The sequence below is a fragment of the Streptomyces sp. NPDC050211 genome (assembly GCF_040656035.1).
Lineage (GTDB): Bacteria > Actinomycetota > Actinomycetes > Streptomycetales > Streptomycetaceae > Streptomyces.
On the sequence record NZ_JBFALC010000048.1, the window covers coordinates 1 to 14,266 of the forward strand.

Annotated in this window: 12 protein-coding genes; 7 read left to right on the forward strand and 5 right to left on the reverse strand. The window is 70.3% G+C overall.

Annotation, left to right across the window (positions count from 1 at the left end; genetic code table 11):
• Positions 1-260: 260 nt before the first annotated feature.
• The 5 genes from fdhD to AB0I98_RS34940 are packed head-to-tail and all read right to left on the reverse strand — an operon-like array spanning position 261 to position 6,693.
• On the reverse strand, positions 261-1,109 hold the full coding sequence (fdhD, locus tag AB0I98_RS34920; RefSeq protein ID WP_362948952.1) for a formate dehydrogenase accessory sulfurtransferase FdhD: 849 nt from the start codon (positions 1,107-1,109) through the stop codon (positions 261-263).
• Positions 1,110-1,116: 7 nt separating this feature from the next.
• Positions 1,117-1,977, reverse strand: coding sequence for a 2Fe-2S iron-sulfur cluster-binding protein (locus AB0I98_RS34925; protein WP_362948953.1), 861 nt, complete (start codon positions 1,975-1,977; stop codon positions 1,117-1,119).
• On the reverse strand, positions 1,974-3,791 hold the full coding sequence (locus AB0I98_RS34930; RefSeq protein WP_362948954.1) for an NADH-ubiquinone oxidoreductase-F iron-sulfur binding region domain-containing protein: 1,818 nt from the start codon (positions 3,789-3,791) through the stop codon (positions 1,974-1,976). The genes AB0I98_RS34925 and AB0I98_RS34930 overlap by 4 nt, the downstream gene beginning before the upstream one ends.
• Before the next feature lie 5 nt (positions 3,792-3,796).
• Positions 3,797-5,725, reverse strand: coding sequence for a molybdopterin-dependent oxidoreductase (locus AB0I98_RS34935; protein WP_362948955.1), 1,929 nt, complete (start codon positions 5,723-5,725; stop codon positions 3,797-3,799).
• A complete protein-coding gene (locus AB0I98_RS34940) occupies positions 5,722-6,693 on the reverse strand; it encodes a 2-dehydropantoate 2-reductase (RefSeq protein ID WP_362948956.1) in 972 nt (323 codons plus the stop codon). The genes AB0I98_RS34935 and AB0I98_RS34940 overlap by 4 nt, the downstream gene beginning before the upstream one ends.
• Before the next feature lie 229 nt (positions 6,694-6,922).
• On the opposite strand from AB0I98_RS34940, the gene AB0I98_RS34945 reads away from it, so the two are divergent.
• The 7 genes from AB0I98_RS34945 (at position 6,923) to AB0I98_RS34975 (ending at position 14,260) form a co-directional block, all read left to right on the forward strand.
• Positions 6,923-8,260: an OFA family MFS transporter gene (locus tag AB0I98_RS34945; protein ID WP_362948958.1), complete on the forward strand. Its 1,338-nt coding sequence runs from the start codon at positions 6,923-6,925 to the stop codon at positions 8,258-8,260.
• Complete coding sequence (locus AB0I98_RS34950) at positions 8,229-8,363, forward strand: hypothetical protein (RefSeq protein ID WP_282615244.1); 135 nt, start codon at positions 8,229-8,231, stop codon at positions 8,361-8,363. The genes AB0I98_RS34945 and AB0I98_RS34950 overlap by 32 nt, the downstream gene beginning before the upstream one ends.
• Before the next feature lie 147 nt (positions 8,364-8,510).
• The gene (locus tag AB0I98_RS34955; protein ID WP_362948960.1) at positions 8,511-9,449 is read left to right on the forward strand and encodes a beta-ketoacyl-ACP synthase III; all 939 of its coding nucleotides are present in this window, start codon (positions 8,511-8,513) and stop codon (positions 9,447-9,449) included.
• Positions 9,450-9,574: 125 nt separating this feature from the next.
• Positions 9,575-10,252 carry a GntR family transcriptional regulator gene (locus AB0I98_RS34960; protein ID WP_210582455.1) on the forward strand — a complete coding sequence of 226 codons (678 nt, stop codon included), beginning with the start codon at positions 9,575-9,577 and terminating at the stop codon, positions 10,250-10,252.
• Between the two features lie 179 nt (positions 10,253-10,431).
• Positions 10,432-11,613, forward strand: a complete 1,182-nt coding sequence (locus AB0I98_RS34965) for an ROK family protein (RefSeq protein ID WP_328352804.1) — start codon at positions 10,432-10,434, stop codon at positions 11,611-11,613.
• A 113-nt stretch (positions 11,614-11,726) separates the two neighbouring features.
• The gene (locus tag AB0I98_RS34970) at positions 11,727-13,244 is read left to right on the forward strand and encodes a sugar ABC transporter ATP-binding protein (RefSeq protein ID WP_362948962.1); all 1,518 of its coding nucleotides are present in this window, start codon (positions 11,727-11,729) and stop codon (positions 13,242-13,244) included.
• On the forward strand, positions 13,241-14,260 hold the full coding sequence (locus tag AB0I98_RS34975) for an ABC transporter permease (RefSeq protein WP_362948964.1): 1,020 nt from the start codon (positions 13,241-13,243) through the stop codon (positions 14,258-14,260). The genes AB0I98_RS34970 and AB0I98_RS34975 overlap by 4 nt, the downstream gene beginning before the upstream one ends.
• Positions 14,261-14,266: the final 6 nt, after the last annotated feature.

Here is a 14,266-nt window from a genome sequence, read left to right on the forward strand (position 1 = left end):
GGGGTGGGAGCCGCTGGGGGCGCGCCGGTGTCGAGAGACCGAGCGCGCGGAGGCGCGCAGCGCCGAGCACGGTCGGTCTCTCGACACCGGCATATAGCGCCCCCGAAGGCGACCGAGCCATCCAACACAGCGCGTCGCCAGCCTCTAGACGCCGGCCCCGGGGGAAGGCGACCGACAAAACAAAAACAGCGGGACCCCTAAAAGGCGCAGGGGGCGCTCCCCGCCCGTCGGGGCCCCGCCGCCGTGTCGCGGGGAGCCGGTCAGCCCTGGGCGGCCGCGGTCCGCAGGGCGATGCGGTTCTCGCCCGCGTACACGTTCATGGAGCTGCCGCGCAGGAAGCCCACCAGGGTCAGCCCGGTCTCGACCGCCAGATCCACCGCGAGGGACGACGGGGCCGACACGGCCGCGAGCACCGGAATCCCGGCCATCACCGCCTTCTGCGCGAGCTCGAACGACGCCCGCCCCGACACCAGCAGGATCGTCCGGGACAGCGGCAGGCTCCCGTTCTGCAGGGCTCGGCCGACGAGCTTGTCCACCGCGTTGTGCCGGCCGACGTCCTCCCGTATGTCCAGCAGCTCCCCGTCCTCGGTGAACAGGGCTGCCGCGTGCAGCCCCCCGGTCCGGTCGAAGACCTTCTGGGCCGCGCGCAGCCGGTCGGGGAGGTCGGCCAGCAGTTCGGGTTCGACCCGGACCGGGGGAGTGTCGGCGATGGGCCACCGAGCCGTCGTACGGACCGCGTCCAGGCTGGCCTTGCCGCACAGACCGCAGGACGACGTGGTGTAGACGTTCCGCTCCAGCGTGATGTCCGGGATCACCACGCCCGGCGCCGTCTGCACGTCCACCACGTTGTACGTGTTGGACCCGTCCACCGTGGCGCCCGCGCAGTACACGATGTTCCGCAGTTCCGAGGCGGCGCCCAGCACCCCCTCGCTCACCAGGAACCCGGCGGCGAGCGCGAAGTCGTCTCCTGGCGTCCGCATGGTGATCGCGAGCGCCTTGCCGTTCAGCCGGATCTCCAGCGGTTCCTCGGCGACGAGCGTGTCCGGGCGGGAGGAGACCGCCCCGTCCCGGATCCGGATCACCTTGCGTCGTTCCGTGACTCGTCCCATGTCCTGATCAGCCCCGGTTCTGTACGTGCTGGTAGCCGAAACGGCCCTTGATGCAGAGGTTGCCGTGGGTCACCGGATTGTCGTGCGGTGAGGTGACCTTCACGATCTCATTGTCCTGCACGTGCAGAGTCAGGTTGCAGCCCACTCCGCAGTACGCGCACACGGTCGTCGTCTCCGTCTGCGCCGACTCGTCCCACGTACCCGCCGCTCGCATGTCGAACTCCGACTTGAACGACAGCGCGCCGGTCGGGCACACCTCGATGCAGTTGCCGCAGTACACGCAGGCCGAATCGGTCAGCGGAGCGTCGTGCTCCACCGCGATCCGCGCATCGAATCCCCGCCCCGCCACCGAGATCGCGAACGTGTTCTGCCACTGCTCACCGCACGCGTCGACGCACTTGTAGCAGAGGATGCACTTGTCGTAGTCGCGCACGTACAGATCGTTGTCGACCTTGGGCTCCTCGTTCAGCCGGGCCGCGTCCGGCCCGAAGCGGTCCGGCTTGGCCTCGTACTCCTTGATCCACCCAGCGACATGAGGCGTGGTCGACAAATCGACCGACGAGGCGAGAAGCTCAAGCACGACCTTCCGACTGTGCCGCGCACGCTCCGTGTCGGTCCGCACCTCCATGCCCGGCTCTGCCTTGCGCGAGCACGCGGGCACAAGTGTCCGCGCGCCCTCCACCTCGACGACGCACACCCGGCAGGCGTTCTTCGGCGTGAGCGTGTCGCCCTCGCACAGGGTCGGGATGTCCTTCCCCGCCGACCGGCAGGCGTCGAGGATCGTCGAACCCTCCGGCGCCCGCACCGGCTCCCCGTCGAGGGTGAACTCCAGCAGCCGGCGCGGGATCCCCAGCGGTGTCACGGTCATTCGTATGCCCCCAGACGGTCGATGGCGGATTCCACGGCGTTCCACGCGGTCTGCCCGAGACCGCAGATCGAGGCGTCCCGCATGGCGCGGCCGACCTCCCGGAGCAGGGCGATGTCGTCGGCGGCGTCCGCACCGGTCCGCTCCGCGATCCGGTGCAGTGCCTCCTCCTGCCGCACGGTCCCGACCCGGCACGGCACGCACTGCCCGCACGACTCGTCGCGAAAGAACTCGGCGATCCGCAGCAGCAGCCGCGGCAGCGGAACCGTGTCGTCGAAGGTCATCACCACGCCCGAGCCGAGCGTCGTCCCCGCCTCCCGGGTGCCTTCGAAGGTGAGCGGGATGTCCATCTCGTCGGCCCGTACGAAGCCGCCCGCCGCCCCGCCGAGCAGCACGGCCCGCAACCCGTCCCGCACCCCGGCCAGCTCCAGCAGCTCACCCAGCGTCGCGCCGAACGGCAACTCGTAGATCCCGGGCCGGTCCACGGTCCCCGACACACAGAACAGCTTGGGCCCGGTGGACCTGGCCGTCCCGATCGCCGCGTACGCGGGCGCGCCCATCGTCAGGATCGGCAGTACGTTGACCAGCGTCTCCACGTTGTTCTCGACCGTGGGCTTGCCGAACAGGCCCTTCTCCACCGGGAACGGCGGCTTGGAGCGCGGCTCGCCGCGGTAGCCCTCGATGGAGTTGAACAGGGCCGTCTCCTCACCGCAGATATACGCGCCCGCGCCCCTGCGGATCTCGATGTCGAAGGCGTACCCCTGGCCGAGGACGTCGTCGCCGAGCAGTCCACGCGCGCGTGCCTGCACCAGTGCGTGCTCCAGACGCCGCAGCGCCCGCGGATACTCGCCGCGCAGATACAGATAGCCCTGGTGCGCGCCCGTCGCGTACGCCGCAATCGTCATCGACTCGATCAGCGCGTACGGGTCACCCTCCATGATCACGCGGTCCTTGAAGGTGCCCGGCTCGGACTCGTCCGCGTTGCACACCACGTAGTGCGGATGGTCGGGCTGGGACGCCGTGGCCTGCCACTTGCGGCCGGTGGGGAAGGCGGCGCCGCCACGCCCGACCAGGCCCGAGTCGGTGACCTCACGGATGACGCCCGCGGGGCCCAGCTCGAAGGCGCGGCGCAGGGCGGTGTACCCGCCGTGGGCGCGGTAGTCGTCGAGCGACGCCGGGTCGACCACGCCGACGCGGCTGAGGAGGATCAGGTCGCCCGAGCCCGCCTGGGGCACCGCGAGCGCCGCCGGCGGCTCCTCGGGCGCCGAGTCCGGCGCGGTCGCGGCGAGGACCGCCTCGCGGACGGTCGCCGGCGCCGACACCGCCGTACGCACCGGATCCCCGGCCCTGATCGCCAGCGCGGCCGGAGCCCGCTCGCACAGACCCAGGCAGGGGCTCCGCTCCACCTGGACCCCGGGACCGAGCGCTGCCTCGATCCCGGCGCACAGCTCGGACGCCCCGGCCGCCGCGCACGCCAGGTCGGTGCAGACGTGCAGCACCGTCGCCGGACGCGGCTTCACGGAGAACATCGCGTAGAAGGTGGCGACCCCGTACGCCTCCGCCGGCGGCACCGTCAGCCGTCGGCACAGGTAGTCCAGGGCGCCGTCACTGATCCATCCCACCCGGTCGTTGATGGCGTGCAGCCCCGGCAACAGCAGATCGCGGCGGTCCCGGGCCTCGCGTCCGCCGCGCGCCCAGCGCAGGTCGGCGTCGGAGCGGTCGGCGCCCTCCCAGGAGGACTCGGGCGGGCCCAACAGGGCGTCGACGGCCGCCCGTTCGTCGTCCGTCGGTTTGCTGTCGCCGAAGTGCAGGTCCACTTACGTCACCTCACGATGGTCGCGACGGGGAGCTTCTCGATCCGGATCGCCGACGCCTTGAACTCCGCCGTCCCCGCGATCGGGCAGTTCGCCTCGATCGTCAGCTGGTTGGTGTCCACCTCGTCGGGAAAGTGCATGGTCATGAACGCCAGACCGGGACGGAGCGCCGGATCGACCCACACCGGCGCGACCACCGCCCCGCGCCGCGAGGTCACCTGGACCTCCTCGCCGACCACGACCCCGTACCGCTCGGCGTCCTCCGGGCACAGCTCGATGTACTCCCCGCGCCGCAGCGGCGAGGCGAAACTCCCACTCTGCACACCGGTGTTGTAGGAGTCGAGCCGCCGCCCGGTCGTCAGCCGGATCGGGAACTGGTCGTCGGTGAGGTCGACCGGCGGATCGTGCTGGACCAGCCCGAAGGGCGCCGGCATGCCCCGCTGCGCCGGGTCGGCATCCCACAACCGGCCGTGCAGATAAGTCGGTTCGAGCTGCTCGGTGCTCGGGCACGGCCACTGGATGCCCTGGTGTTCCTCCAGGCGGTCGTACGTCATCCCGTAGTGGTCCGGCGAGACCGACCTGAGCTCGTTCCAGACGGCCTCGGAGTCGGCGTACTTCCAGTCGTGGCCGAGGCGTGCCGCAAGCTCGCAGATGATGTCGATGTCCTCGCGGGCCTCGCCGGGCGGCGTGACCGCACGCCGGACGCGCTGAACTCGGCGTTCGCTGTTGGTGGTTGTGCCGTCGGTCTCGGCCCACCCGGCGGTCGCGGGCAGTACCACGTCCGCCAGCTCGGCCGTCTTCGTCAGGAAGATGTCCTGCACGACCAGGAAGTCCAGCGCCTGCATACGCCGTACCGCCTGCTCGCTGTCCGCCTCCGACTGCGCCGGGTTCTCGCCGATGCAGTAGACGGCCTTGAGCGTGCCCTCCTCCATCGCCTCGAACATCTCGGTCAGGTTCATCCCGTAGTGCGGCTGGATCACCGCGTCCCAGGCCGACTCAAATTTCAGCCGGGTGTCCGCGTCGAGGATGTCCTGGAAGCCGGGGAGGCGGTTGGGGATGGCGCCCATGTCGCCGCCGCCCTGGACGTTGTTCTGGCCGCGCAGAGGCTGCAGCCCGCTGCCGTAGCGGCCCACATGGCCCGTCAGCAGCGACAGGTTGATCAGCGCCCGGACGTTGTCGGTGCCGTTGTGGTGCTCGGTGATGCCGAGGGTCCAGCACAGCTGGGCGCGCTCGGCGCGGGCGTAGGCGTGCGCCAACTCCCGTATGGCGGCGGCCGGTACGCCCGTCACCTTCTCGGCGAGCGACAGCGTCCAGGGCTCGACCAGCTTCTTGTACTCCTCGAAGCCGCTCGTCGCCCGCTCGATGAACGCCTCGTTGGCCAGCCCCGCGTGGATGATCTCGCGGCCGATCGCATGCGCCATCGGGATGTCCGTGCCGACGTTCAGGCCGAGCCAGCTCTCCGCCCACTCGGCCGTCGACGTACGGCGTGGGTCGACGGCGTACATCCGGGCGCCGCCCCGGATCCCCTTCAGCACGTGCTGGAAGAAGATCGGATGCGCGAAGCGGGCGTTGGAGCCCCACATCACGATGACGTCCGTGTGCTCGATCTCCTCGTACGACGACGTCCCGCCGCCGGAGCCGAAGGCGGCCGACAGGCCCGCGACGCTCGGGGCGTGGCAGGTGCGGTTGCAGGAGTCGACGTTGTTGGTGCCCATGACGACGCGGGCGAACTTCTGCGCCACGTAGTTCATTTCGTTGGTCGCGCGGGCGCAGGAGAACATGCCGAACGCGCCGTGGGCGGCTTGCAGACCGCGGGCGGCACGGTCCAGTGCCTCGTCCCAACTCGCCCGGCGAAAAGGCTCGTTGCGGGAATCCCGTACCAGGGGGTGGGTGAGCCGGGTGTAGGTCTTCGGTTCGCGCTTCCTCGTGCTTTTCATGCGGCGCTCCTCAGCGCGAGCAGGTCCGATATGGCGTGCACGGTGCGCAGGGTGGGCACCTGAACGCCGGTGATCTCCGCCAGCTCGACGACCGCCGCGAGCAGTACGTCGAGTTCGAGCGGCTTGCCGCGCTCCAGGTCCTGGAGCGTGGAGGTGCGGTGGTCGCCCACGCGCTCGGCGCCGGCGAGACGGCGCTCGATGGAGACGCCGACCTCGCAGCCGAGGGCCTCGGCGACGGACAGCGTCTCGGTCATCATGATCTCGATGACCTTGCGGGTGCCGCCGTGCAGGCACATCTGCCGCATGGTGGCGCGGGCCAGCGCGCTGATCGGGTTGAAGGAGATGTTGCCGAGTAGCTTGAGCCAGATGTCGTTGCGCAGGTCCGGCTCGACGGGGCACTTGAGCCCGCCGGCCTGCATGGCCTCGCTGAGCGCGAGACACCGCGTGGACACGCTGCGGTCGGGCTCGCCGATGGAGAACCGGGTGCCTTCGAGATGTCGTACGACTCCTGGTTCCGCCAGTTCTGTGGCCGCGTACACGACGCAGCCGACGGCCCGTTCGGGCGCGAGCACCGCACTGACCGCGCCGTCCGGGTCCACGCTCTCGACGCGGTGGCCGTCGTAGGGGCCGCCGTGCCGGTGGAAGTACCACCAGGGGATGCCGTTCTGGGCGGCCACGACCGCCGTGGTGTCGTGCAGCAGAGGCTCGATCAGCGGCCCGCACGCCGCGTACGAGTTGGCCTTCAGGCCCAGGAAGACGAAGTCGGCCGGGCCGATCTCGGCCGGGTCGTCGGTGGCGTGGGCGCGGGCGGTGAAGTCGCCGCGCGGACTGAGCACCCGCACCCCGTGCCGCCTCATGGCCGCGAGATGCGGTCCACGGGCGACGAGGTGCACATCGGCGCCGGCGCGGTGGAGCGCGGCACCGACATAGGCGCCGATCGCACCGGCGCCGAGGACTGCGACTTTCATACGGGGGAGCTCCGTTCGGTCGAGGGTACCGAGGAACTGCCGAAACTCTGTCGACGGAATATTGTCTACAGTATGGAACTTGGGGCAGCAAGGGTTCGCACAAGAACCAGAACCGGCCACCCCGCGACCGTTGATCGGTGACCGTTCATCGCGCGCTGGATACCGCTCACCGCATACGGTCGACGCGCCGCCTTTTCAACCACCCGTCTTCTTCTTACCGTTCGGGATCATGAGTCCACCAGTCGCCCCCGCGGGCTGGAGCCGCTGGCTCGTTCCCCCAGCCGCGCTCTCGGTCCATCTCTCCATCGGCCAGGCCTACGCCTGGAGCGTGTTCAAGCCGCCGCTCGAATCCGCGCTCGGTCTCAGCGGCACCCAGAGCGCGCTGCCCTTCCAGCTCGGCATCGTGATGCTCGGTCTGTCGGCCGCGTTCGGCGGCACGCTCGTGGAGCGCAACGGACCGCGCTGGGCGATGACCGTGGCGCTGGTGTGCTTCTCGTCCGGCTTCCTGCTCTCCGCGCTCGGCGCGGCCACCGAGCAGTACTGGCTGATCGTCTTCGGCTATGGCTTCGTCGGCGGGATCGGCCTCGGCATCGGCTACATCTCGCCCGTGTCGACGCTGATCAAGTGGTTCCCCGACCGGCCGGGTATGGCCACCGGCATCGCCATCATGGGCTTCGGCGGCGGCGCGCTGATCGCCTCGCCGTGGTCGGCGCAGATGCTGGAGTCGTTCGGCAGCGACAGCTCCGGGATCGCCCTGGCGTTCCTGGTGCACGGACTGTCGTATGCCGTGTTCATGCTGCTGGGCGTGCTGCTGGTGCGAGTGCCGCGCACCGAGAAGCCGGTCGAGGGTGCGCCGAGCGCCTTCCAGGGACCGCAGGTCTCCGCCAACAGCGCCATCCGCACCCCGCAGTTCTGGTGTCTGTGGGTGGTGCTCTGCATGAACGTGACCGCGGGCATCGGCATCCTGGAGAAGGCCGCCCCGATGATCACGGACTTCTTCGCGGACACCTCGACGCCGGTCTCGGCGACGGCCGCCGCGGGCTTCGTGGCGCTGCTGTCGGCGGCCAACATGGCGGGCCGCATCGGCTGGTCGTCCACCTCCGACCTGATCGGACGCAGGAACATCTACCGCGTCTATCTGGGCGTCGGCGCGCTGATGTACGCGTCCCTCGCACTGTTCGGCGACTCCTCCAAGCCGTTGTTCATCCTGAGCGCGCTGGTGATCCTCTCCTTCTACGGCGGCGGCTTCGCGACCATCCCCGCCTATCTGAAGGACCTCTTCGGCGCGTACCAGGTCGGCGCCATCCACGGGCGGCTGCTGACCGCCTGGTCGCTGGCCGGCGTGCTCGGGCCGCTGATCGTGAACTGGATCGCCGACCGGCAGGAGGAGGCCGGCAAGCACGGCTCGTCCCTGTACGGGCTGTCCTTCGTCATCATGATCGGGCTGCTCGTCGTCGGCTTCATCGCCAACGAACTCGTCCGGCCCGTCCACCCCCGCCATCACATCCCCGAACCCATCAGTCAGGAGGCCGTCGATGTCGAACGACAGCAGCCAGAGTCCGCCTGACCGGCGCCCGCTGATCGCCTTCGCCTGGGTGTGGGTGGGGGCGCCGCTCGCCTACGGGCTGTACGAACTCGTGCGGAAGGCGACGCAGCTGTTCACCGGGTGACTGTTCGGGAAGTGTTCGGACGTCCGGGAACCTGACGGAAGCCGACAACCAGGGCTCTCGTTTCCTGTGGCTTCACCTGCCGCCGTACCGGTGAGTCACTGATCAGACTGGTGGATCCCGTAACCGAAGCACCGAGGGGGACCACCCATGAACGGCTCGCGGATCGCCGCCGTCGGCCATTACCAGCCCGCCAGGGTACTCACCAACGAGGACCTGGCGGGCTTGGTCGACACCAGCGACGAGTGGATCACGAGCCGGGTGGGCATCCGGACACGCCACATCGCCGGGCCCGACGAGCCGGTGGACGAGCTCGCCGCGCACGCCGCCGCCAAGGCGCTCGCGGCGGCGGGCCTGGCGCCCGCCGACATCGACCTGGTGCTGGTCGCCACGTCGACGGCCGTCGACCGCTCCCCGAACATGGCCGCCCGGGTCGCGGCCCGGCTCGGCATCCCGTCGCCCGCCGCCATGGACATCAACGTCGTCTGCGCGGGCTTCACCCACGCGCTGGCCACGGCGGACCACGCCGTACGGGCGGGAGCGGCCGTACGCGCCCTGGTCATCGGCGCCGACAAGATGTCCGACGTCACCGACTGGACCGACCGGACCACCTGCGTCCTCGTCGGCGACGGGGCGGGGGCCGCCGTCGTCGAGGCCGCGGACGAGCCCGGGATCGGGCCGGTGCTGTGGGGCTCGGTGCCGGAGATGGGGCACGCCGTACGGATCGAGGGCACCCCGGCGCGGTTCGCGCAGGAGGGGCAGAGCGTCTACCGCTGGGCCACCACACAGCTGCCGCCGATCGCCCGCAAGGCCTGCGAGAAGGCCGGGCTCGCGCCCGAGGACCTCGCCGCGGTCGTCCTCCACCAGGCCAACCTGCGCATCATCGAACCGCTCGCCGAGAAGATCGGCGCGGTCAACGCGGTCGTCGCCCGCGATGTCGCCGAGTCCGGCAACACCTCCGCCGCCAGCATCCCCCTGGCCCTCTCCAAGCTCGTCGAACAGGGCGCGATCACCACCGGCGACCCGGTCCTGCTCTTCGGCTTCGGCGGCAATCTCTCGTACGCCGGACAGGTCGTCCGGTGCCCGTGACTCCGGGTGTGACGAGGTCGACTCCGCGTTCCCTTGGCCTCGGTGCGCCGTAGACTGTAGACGAAAGACAATTCATACTCACGCTACGGCTGCTGTGCACGGCCCTGCCGAGGAGGGGGACCGCGATGTTGTCGACAGGACTGCCGCAGGGAGCTGTACCCAAGCTCGAACGACCCGGACCGCTGCGCGACCGTGTCTATGAGGCACTGCTCGAACTCATCACCACCCGCGCCCTCCAGCCCGGCCAGCATCTGGTCGAGAGCGAACTCGCAGGCCATCTCGGCGTGTCGCGCCAGCCGGTGCGCGAGGCGCTGCAGCGGCTCAACACCGAGGGCTGGGTCGATCTGCGGCCCGCCCAGGGCGCCTTCGTGCATGAGCCGACCGAGGAGGAGGCCGACCAGCTCCTCACCGTCCGCACGCTCCTGGAGGCCGAGGCCGCCCGGCTCGCCGCCGCCAACGCGGGCAGCGCCGGCATCACCACGCTGGAAGAGCTGTGCGCGGAGGGCGAGAAGGCCGTCGCCGCCGACGACGTGGACGGGGCTGTCGCCATGAACGCCCGCTTCCACGCCAAGGTCATGGAGCTGGCCGGCAACGCGGTCCTCGCCGAACTCGCCGCCCAGGTCGACCGCCGCGTCCGCTGGTACTACACGCCGATCGCCCGCCAGCGCGGCCGGCAGTCCTGGATCGAGCACCGCGAGCTGATCGCCGCGATCTCGGAGCGGGACGAGGAGCGCGCCACGCAGCTGATGCGGGACCACACCGAGCACACGCGGCGGTCGTATCACGCACGGGCGAAGTCCTGAGCATGTAGCTGCCGTTCGCTCCGATGGGGACTCCTCACGCCGACCTTTGTCCTGTGAGTGGAGAAAGTCGGCAGCAATCTCTGCCCAACTTCTTCCCAGCGTCGGCGACCGCTGCTACGTTCCCCTCGAAAGCCCGGCAACTGGTGGCCGATTGAGGCGGGGAGGGGCTCGTGAGACGCATGACGGCACGACCCGCGAACGCCCATCAGGCCCGTCTGCTTCTGCTGCTCAGGGACGGCGGCCCCAACTCACGGGCGCAGCTGGGCGATCAGGTCGATCTATCACGGTCCAAGCTGGCCGTGGAGGTGGACCGGCTCCTGGAGACCGGCCTCGTCGTGGCCGACGGACTCGCCGCCTCGCGCGGCGGCCGCCGCTCCCACAACGTCCGCCTGAACCCGGGACTGCGGTTCCTCGGCGTCGACATCGGCGCGACCTCGGTCGACGTCGCCGTCACCAACGCCGAGCTGGAGATCCTCGGCCATCTCAACCAGCCCATGGACGTACGCGAGGGCCCGGTCGCGGTCTTCGAGCAAGTTCTCGCCATGGCCGCGAAGTTGAGGGCCACGGGACTCGCGGAGGGCTTCGACGGCGCCGGCATCGGCGTCCCGGGGCCGGTCCGCTACCCCGAGGGTGTGCCGGTGGCTCCGCCGATCATGCCGGGCTGGGACGGCTTCCCGGTACGGGAGGCGCTCAGCCAGGAACTCGGCTGCCCGGTCATGGTCGACAACGACGTGAACCTGATGGCGATGGGGGAGCAGCACGCCGGCGTCGCCCGGACCGTGGCCGACTTCCTCTGCGTCAAGATCGGTACCGGTATCGGCTGCGGCATCGTCGTCGGCGGCACCGTCTACCGAGGTACGACCGGCAGCGCGGGCGACATCGGGCACATCCAGGCCGTGCCCGACGGCCGACCCTGCGCCTGCGGCAACCGGGGCTGCCTGGAAGCCCACTTCAGTGGGGCCGCGCTGGCCCGGGACGCCGTGGAGGCGGCCCAGCAGGGCCGGTCGGCGGAACTCGCCGCGCGTCTCGAGGCGAACGGCACCCTGACCGCCGTGGACGTCGCCGCCGCCGCTGCCGCGGGTGACGCCACCTCGCTCGACCTGATCCGCGAGGGCGGCAACCGCGTCGGCCAGGTCATCGCCGGACTCGTCTCCTTCTTCAACCCCGGCCTGCTGGTGATCGGCGGTGGAGTGACCGGCCTCGGCCACACCCTGCTCGCCGCGCTCCGCACCCAGGTCTACCGCCAGTCGCTGCCTCTGGCGACCGGCAACCTGCCCATCGTTCTAGGGGAGTTGGGCCCCACCGCCGGAGTCATCGGCGCGGCCCGGCTCATCAGCGACCACCTGTTCTCACCCGCGTAAACAGCACGTTCGTCAGGCACCTCAAGCACAGCGCCCCTGATTTGCCCTGCCCTGAACACGCATGCCCGCACGCGCCCTGCAACCGGCCCGCACGCCCGCCAAGGGGAAGCCACATGGCACCAGAATCTCCGCTGCTCAGCATGTCCGGCATCACCAAGTCGTTCCCCGGAGTCCGGGCCCTGGACGGCGTCGACCTCGACGTCCAGGCCGGTGAAGTGCACTGCCTGCTCGGCCAGAACGGGGCCGGGAAGTCCACGCTGATCAAGGTCCTGGCCGGCGCCCACCAGCCGGACACCGGCACCATCCACTGGCGCGGCGAACCGGTCACGCTCCGCTCGCCCATCGCCGCCATGCGCCTCGGCATCGCCACCATCTACCAGGAACTCGACCTGGTGGAGCACCTGTCGGTGGCCGAGAACGTCCACCTGGGCCATGAACCCACGGCCGCCGGTTTCGTCGTACGACGCAAGACCGCACGCGAGTCGACGGCCGCGCTGCTACGGCGGCTCGGGCACCCGGAGATCGATCCGGCTCGGCTGGTCGGGGAGTTGTCGGCGGCCCAGCAGCAGATCGTGTCGATGGCGCGGGCGCTCTCCCACGACGTACGGCTCATCGTGATGGACGAACCGTCCGCGGCGCTCGACCCCGACGAGGTCGACAACCTCTTCCGGATCGTGGGGGATCTGACCGCCGACGGGGTGGCCGTCGTCTACATCTCGCACCGTCTGGAGGAGATCCGCCGCATCGGCGACCGGGTGACCGTGCTGAAGGACGGGCGGGCGGTGGCGGTCGGGCTGCCCGCGAAGTCCACGCCGACACGTGACGTCGTGGCGCTGATGACCGGGCGGAACGTCGAGTACGTCTTCCCCGACCGGCCTGTGCACGACGCGTCGGGGAGTCCCCTGCTGGAGGTGCAAGGGCTGGCCAGGGAAGGCGAGTTCGAGCGCCTCGACCTGACCGTGTACCCCGGAGAGATCGTCGGTCTGGCGGGTCTGGTCGGCTCCGGCCGCTCCGAGATCCTGGAGACGATCTACGGCGCCCGCAAACCCACCTCCGGTCAAGTCCGGGTCGACGGGCAGGCGCTCAGGCCGGGCAGTGTGCGGGCCGCCGTCCGTGCCGGGCTCGGCCTCGCGCCCGAGGAGCGCAAGGCGCAGGCGCTGCTGATGCTGGAGTCCGTCACCCGCAATGTGTCGGTCTCCTCCATGTCCCGCTTCTCACGCGGCGGCTGGATGGACCGGGGCGCCGAGCTGAGCGCGGCGCGGGCCGCGACACGCGAGTTGTCGCTGCGCCCCGACAACCCCTCGGTGCCGGTGCGCACCCTGTCCGGCGGCAACCAGCAGAAGGCGGTCCTCGCCCGCTGGCTGCTGCGCGGCTGCCGGGTGCTGCTGCTCGACGAACCGACCCGTGGCGTCGACGTCGGCGCCCGCGCCGAGCTGTACGCGGTGATCCGCCGTCTCGCCGACGAAGGGCTCGGCGTGCTGCTGGTCTCCAGCGAGGTGCCCGAGGTGCTGGGCCTCGCCGACCGCGTCCTGGTGTTGCGCGAGGGGCGTGTCGTACACGAGGCGCCCGCCCGTGAGCTCGACGAACACCGTGTACTCGACCTCGTCATGGAAGGAAGTCCGGCGTCATGACGCAGCACGTCTCCCCGCCCCGGGGCGGCACCGACAAGACGGTCCCGGTGGGCGAACCCCCCGCCTGGCGGGGCATGTTGGCCCGCTCCGACGTCCGCACGCTCTCCCTGCTCGGCGTGCTCGCCGCGCTGATCCTGATCGGCGGTATCACCAAGCCCGACGAGTTCCTCGACATCCGCAACCTCCAACTCGTCCTCACCCAGGGCTCGGTGATCGGCGTCGTCACGGTCGGGATGACCTTCGTCATCACCTCCGGCGGCATCGATCTCTCCGTCGGCGCGATCGTCGCCCTCGCCTCGGTCTGGGCGACCACCGTCGCCACCCAGGAGTACGGCTTCGCGGGCATCCTCTTCACGGCGGTGATCGTCGGAGTGGGCTGCGGCCTGGTCAACGGCCTGCTCATCGCGTACGGCGGGATGGTCCCGTTCATCGCCACCCTCGCCATGCTGGCCTCGGCGCGCGGGCTCGCCCTCCAGATCACCGACGGCAAGACCCAGATCGTCACGGTGCCGTCCGTCCTGGACCTCGGCGAGCGCGACGCGTACATCCTCGGCGTCCCGCCGCTCGTGATGGTCTTCGCCGTGGTCACGATCATCGGCTGGCTGATCCTGAACCGCACCACCTTCGGCCGCCGCACCGTCGCCGTCGGCGGCAACGCGGAGGCCGCCCGGCTCGCCGGCATCGACGTACGCCGCCAGCGGCTGTACCTGTATCTGCTGTCCGGACTGTGCTGCGGCATCGCCGCGTTCCTGCTGATCGTCCTGTCCGGCTCGGGCCAGAACACCAACGGCAACCTGTACGAGCTCGACGCCATCGCGGCCGCGATCATCGGCGGCACGCTGCTGAGCGGGGGCCGCGGCACCATCGTCGGCTCGGTGCTCGGCGTTCTGATCTTCACCACGATCACCAACATCTTCGCCCTGAACAACCTGCAGAGCGACGTCCAGCAGATCGCCAAGGGCGCGATCATCGTCGCCGCCGTGCTGGTCCAGCGCCGTACCGCGAGCACGACTTGAGGAAAG

Coding starts and splice junctions, on each gene's coding strand:
- AB0I98_RS34935 (WP_362948955.1), bottom strand. CDS start 5,725: ATGAAAAGCACGAGGAAGCGCGAACCGAAGACCTACACCCGGCTCACC.
- AB0I98_RS34940 (WP_362948956.1), bottom strand. CDS start 6,693: ATGAAAGTCGCAGTCCTCGGCGCCGGTGCGATCGGCGCCTATGTCGGT.
- AB0I98_RS34925 (WP_362948953.1), bottom strand. CDS start 1,977: ATGACCGTGACACCGCTGGGGATCCCGCGCCGGCTGCTGGAGTTCACC.
- fdhD (WP_362948952.1), bottom strand. CDS start 1,109: ATGGGACGAGTCACGGAACGACGCAAGGTGATCCGGATCCGGGACGGG.
- AB0I98_RS34955 (WP_362948960.1), top strand. CDS start 8,511: ATGAACGGCTCGCGGATCGCCGCCGTCGGCCATTACCAGCCCGCCAGG.
- AB0I98_RS34970 (WP_362948962.1), top strand. CDS start 11,727: ATGGCACCAGAATCTCCGCTGCTCAGCATGTCCGGCATCACCAAGTCG.
- AB0I98_RS34965 (WP_328352804.1), top strand. CDS start 10,432: ATGACGGCACGACCCGCGAACGCCCATCAGGCCCGTCTGCTTCTGCTG.
- AB0I98_RS34950 (WP_282615244.1), top strand. CDS start 8,229: ATGTCGAACGACAGCAGCCAGAGTCCGCCTGACCGGCGCCCGCTGATC.
- AB0I98_RS34975 (WP_362948964.1), top strand. CDS start 13,241: ATGACGCAGCACGTCTCCCCGCCCCGGGGCGGCACCGACAAGACGGTC.
- AB0I98_RS34960 (WP_210582455.1), top strand. CDS start 9,575: ATGTTGTCGACAGGACTGCCGCAGGGAGCTGTACCCAAGCTCGAACGA.
- AB0I98_RS34945 (WP_362948958.1), top strand. CDS start 6,923: ATGAGTCCACCAGTCGCCCCCGCGGGCTGGAGCCGCTGGCTCGTTCCC.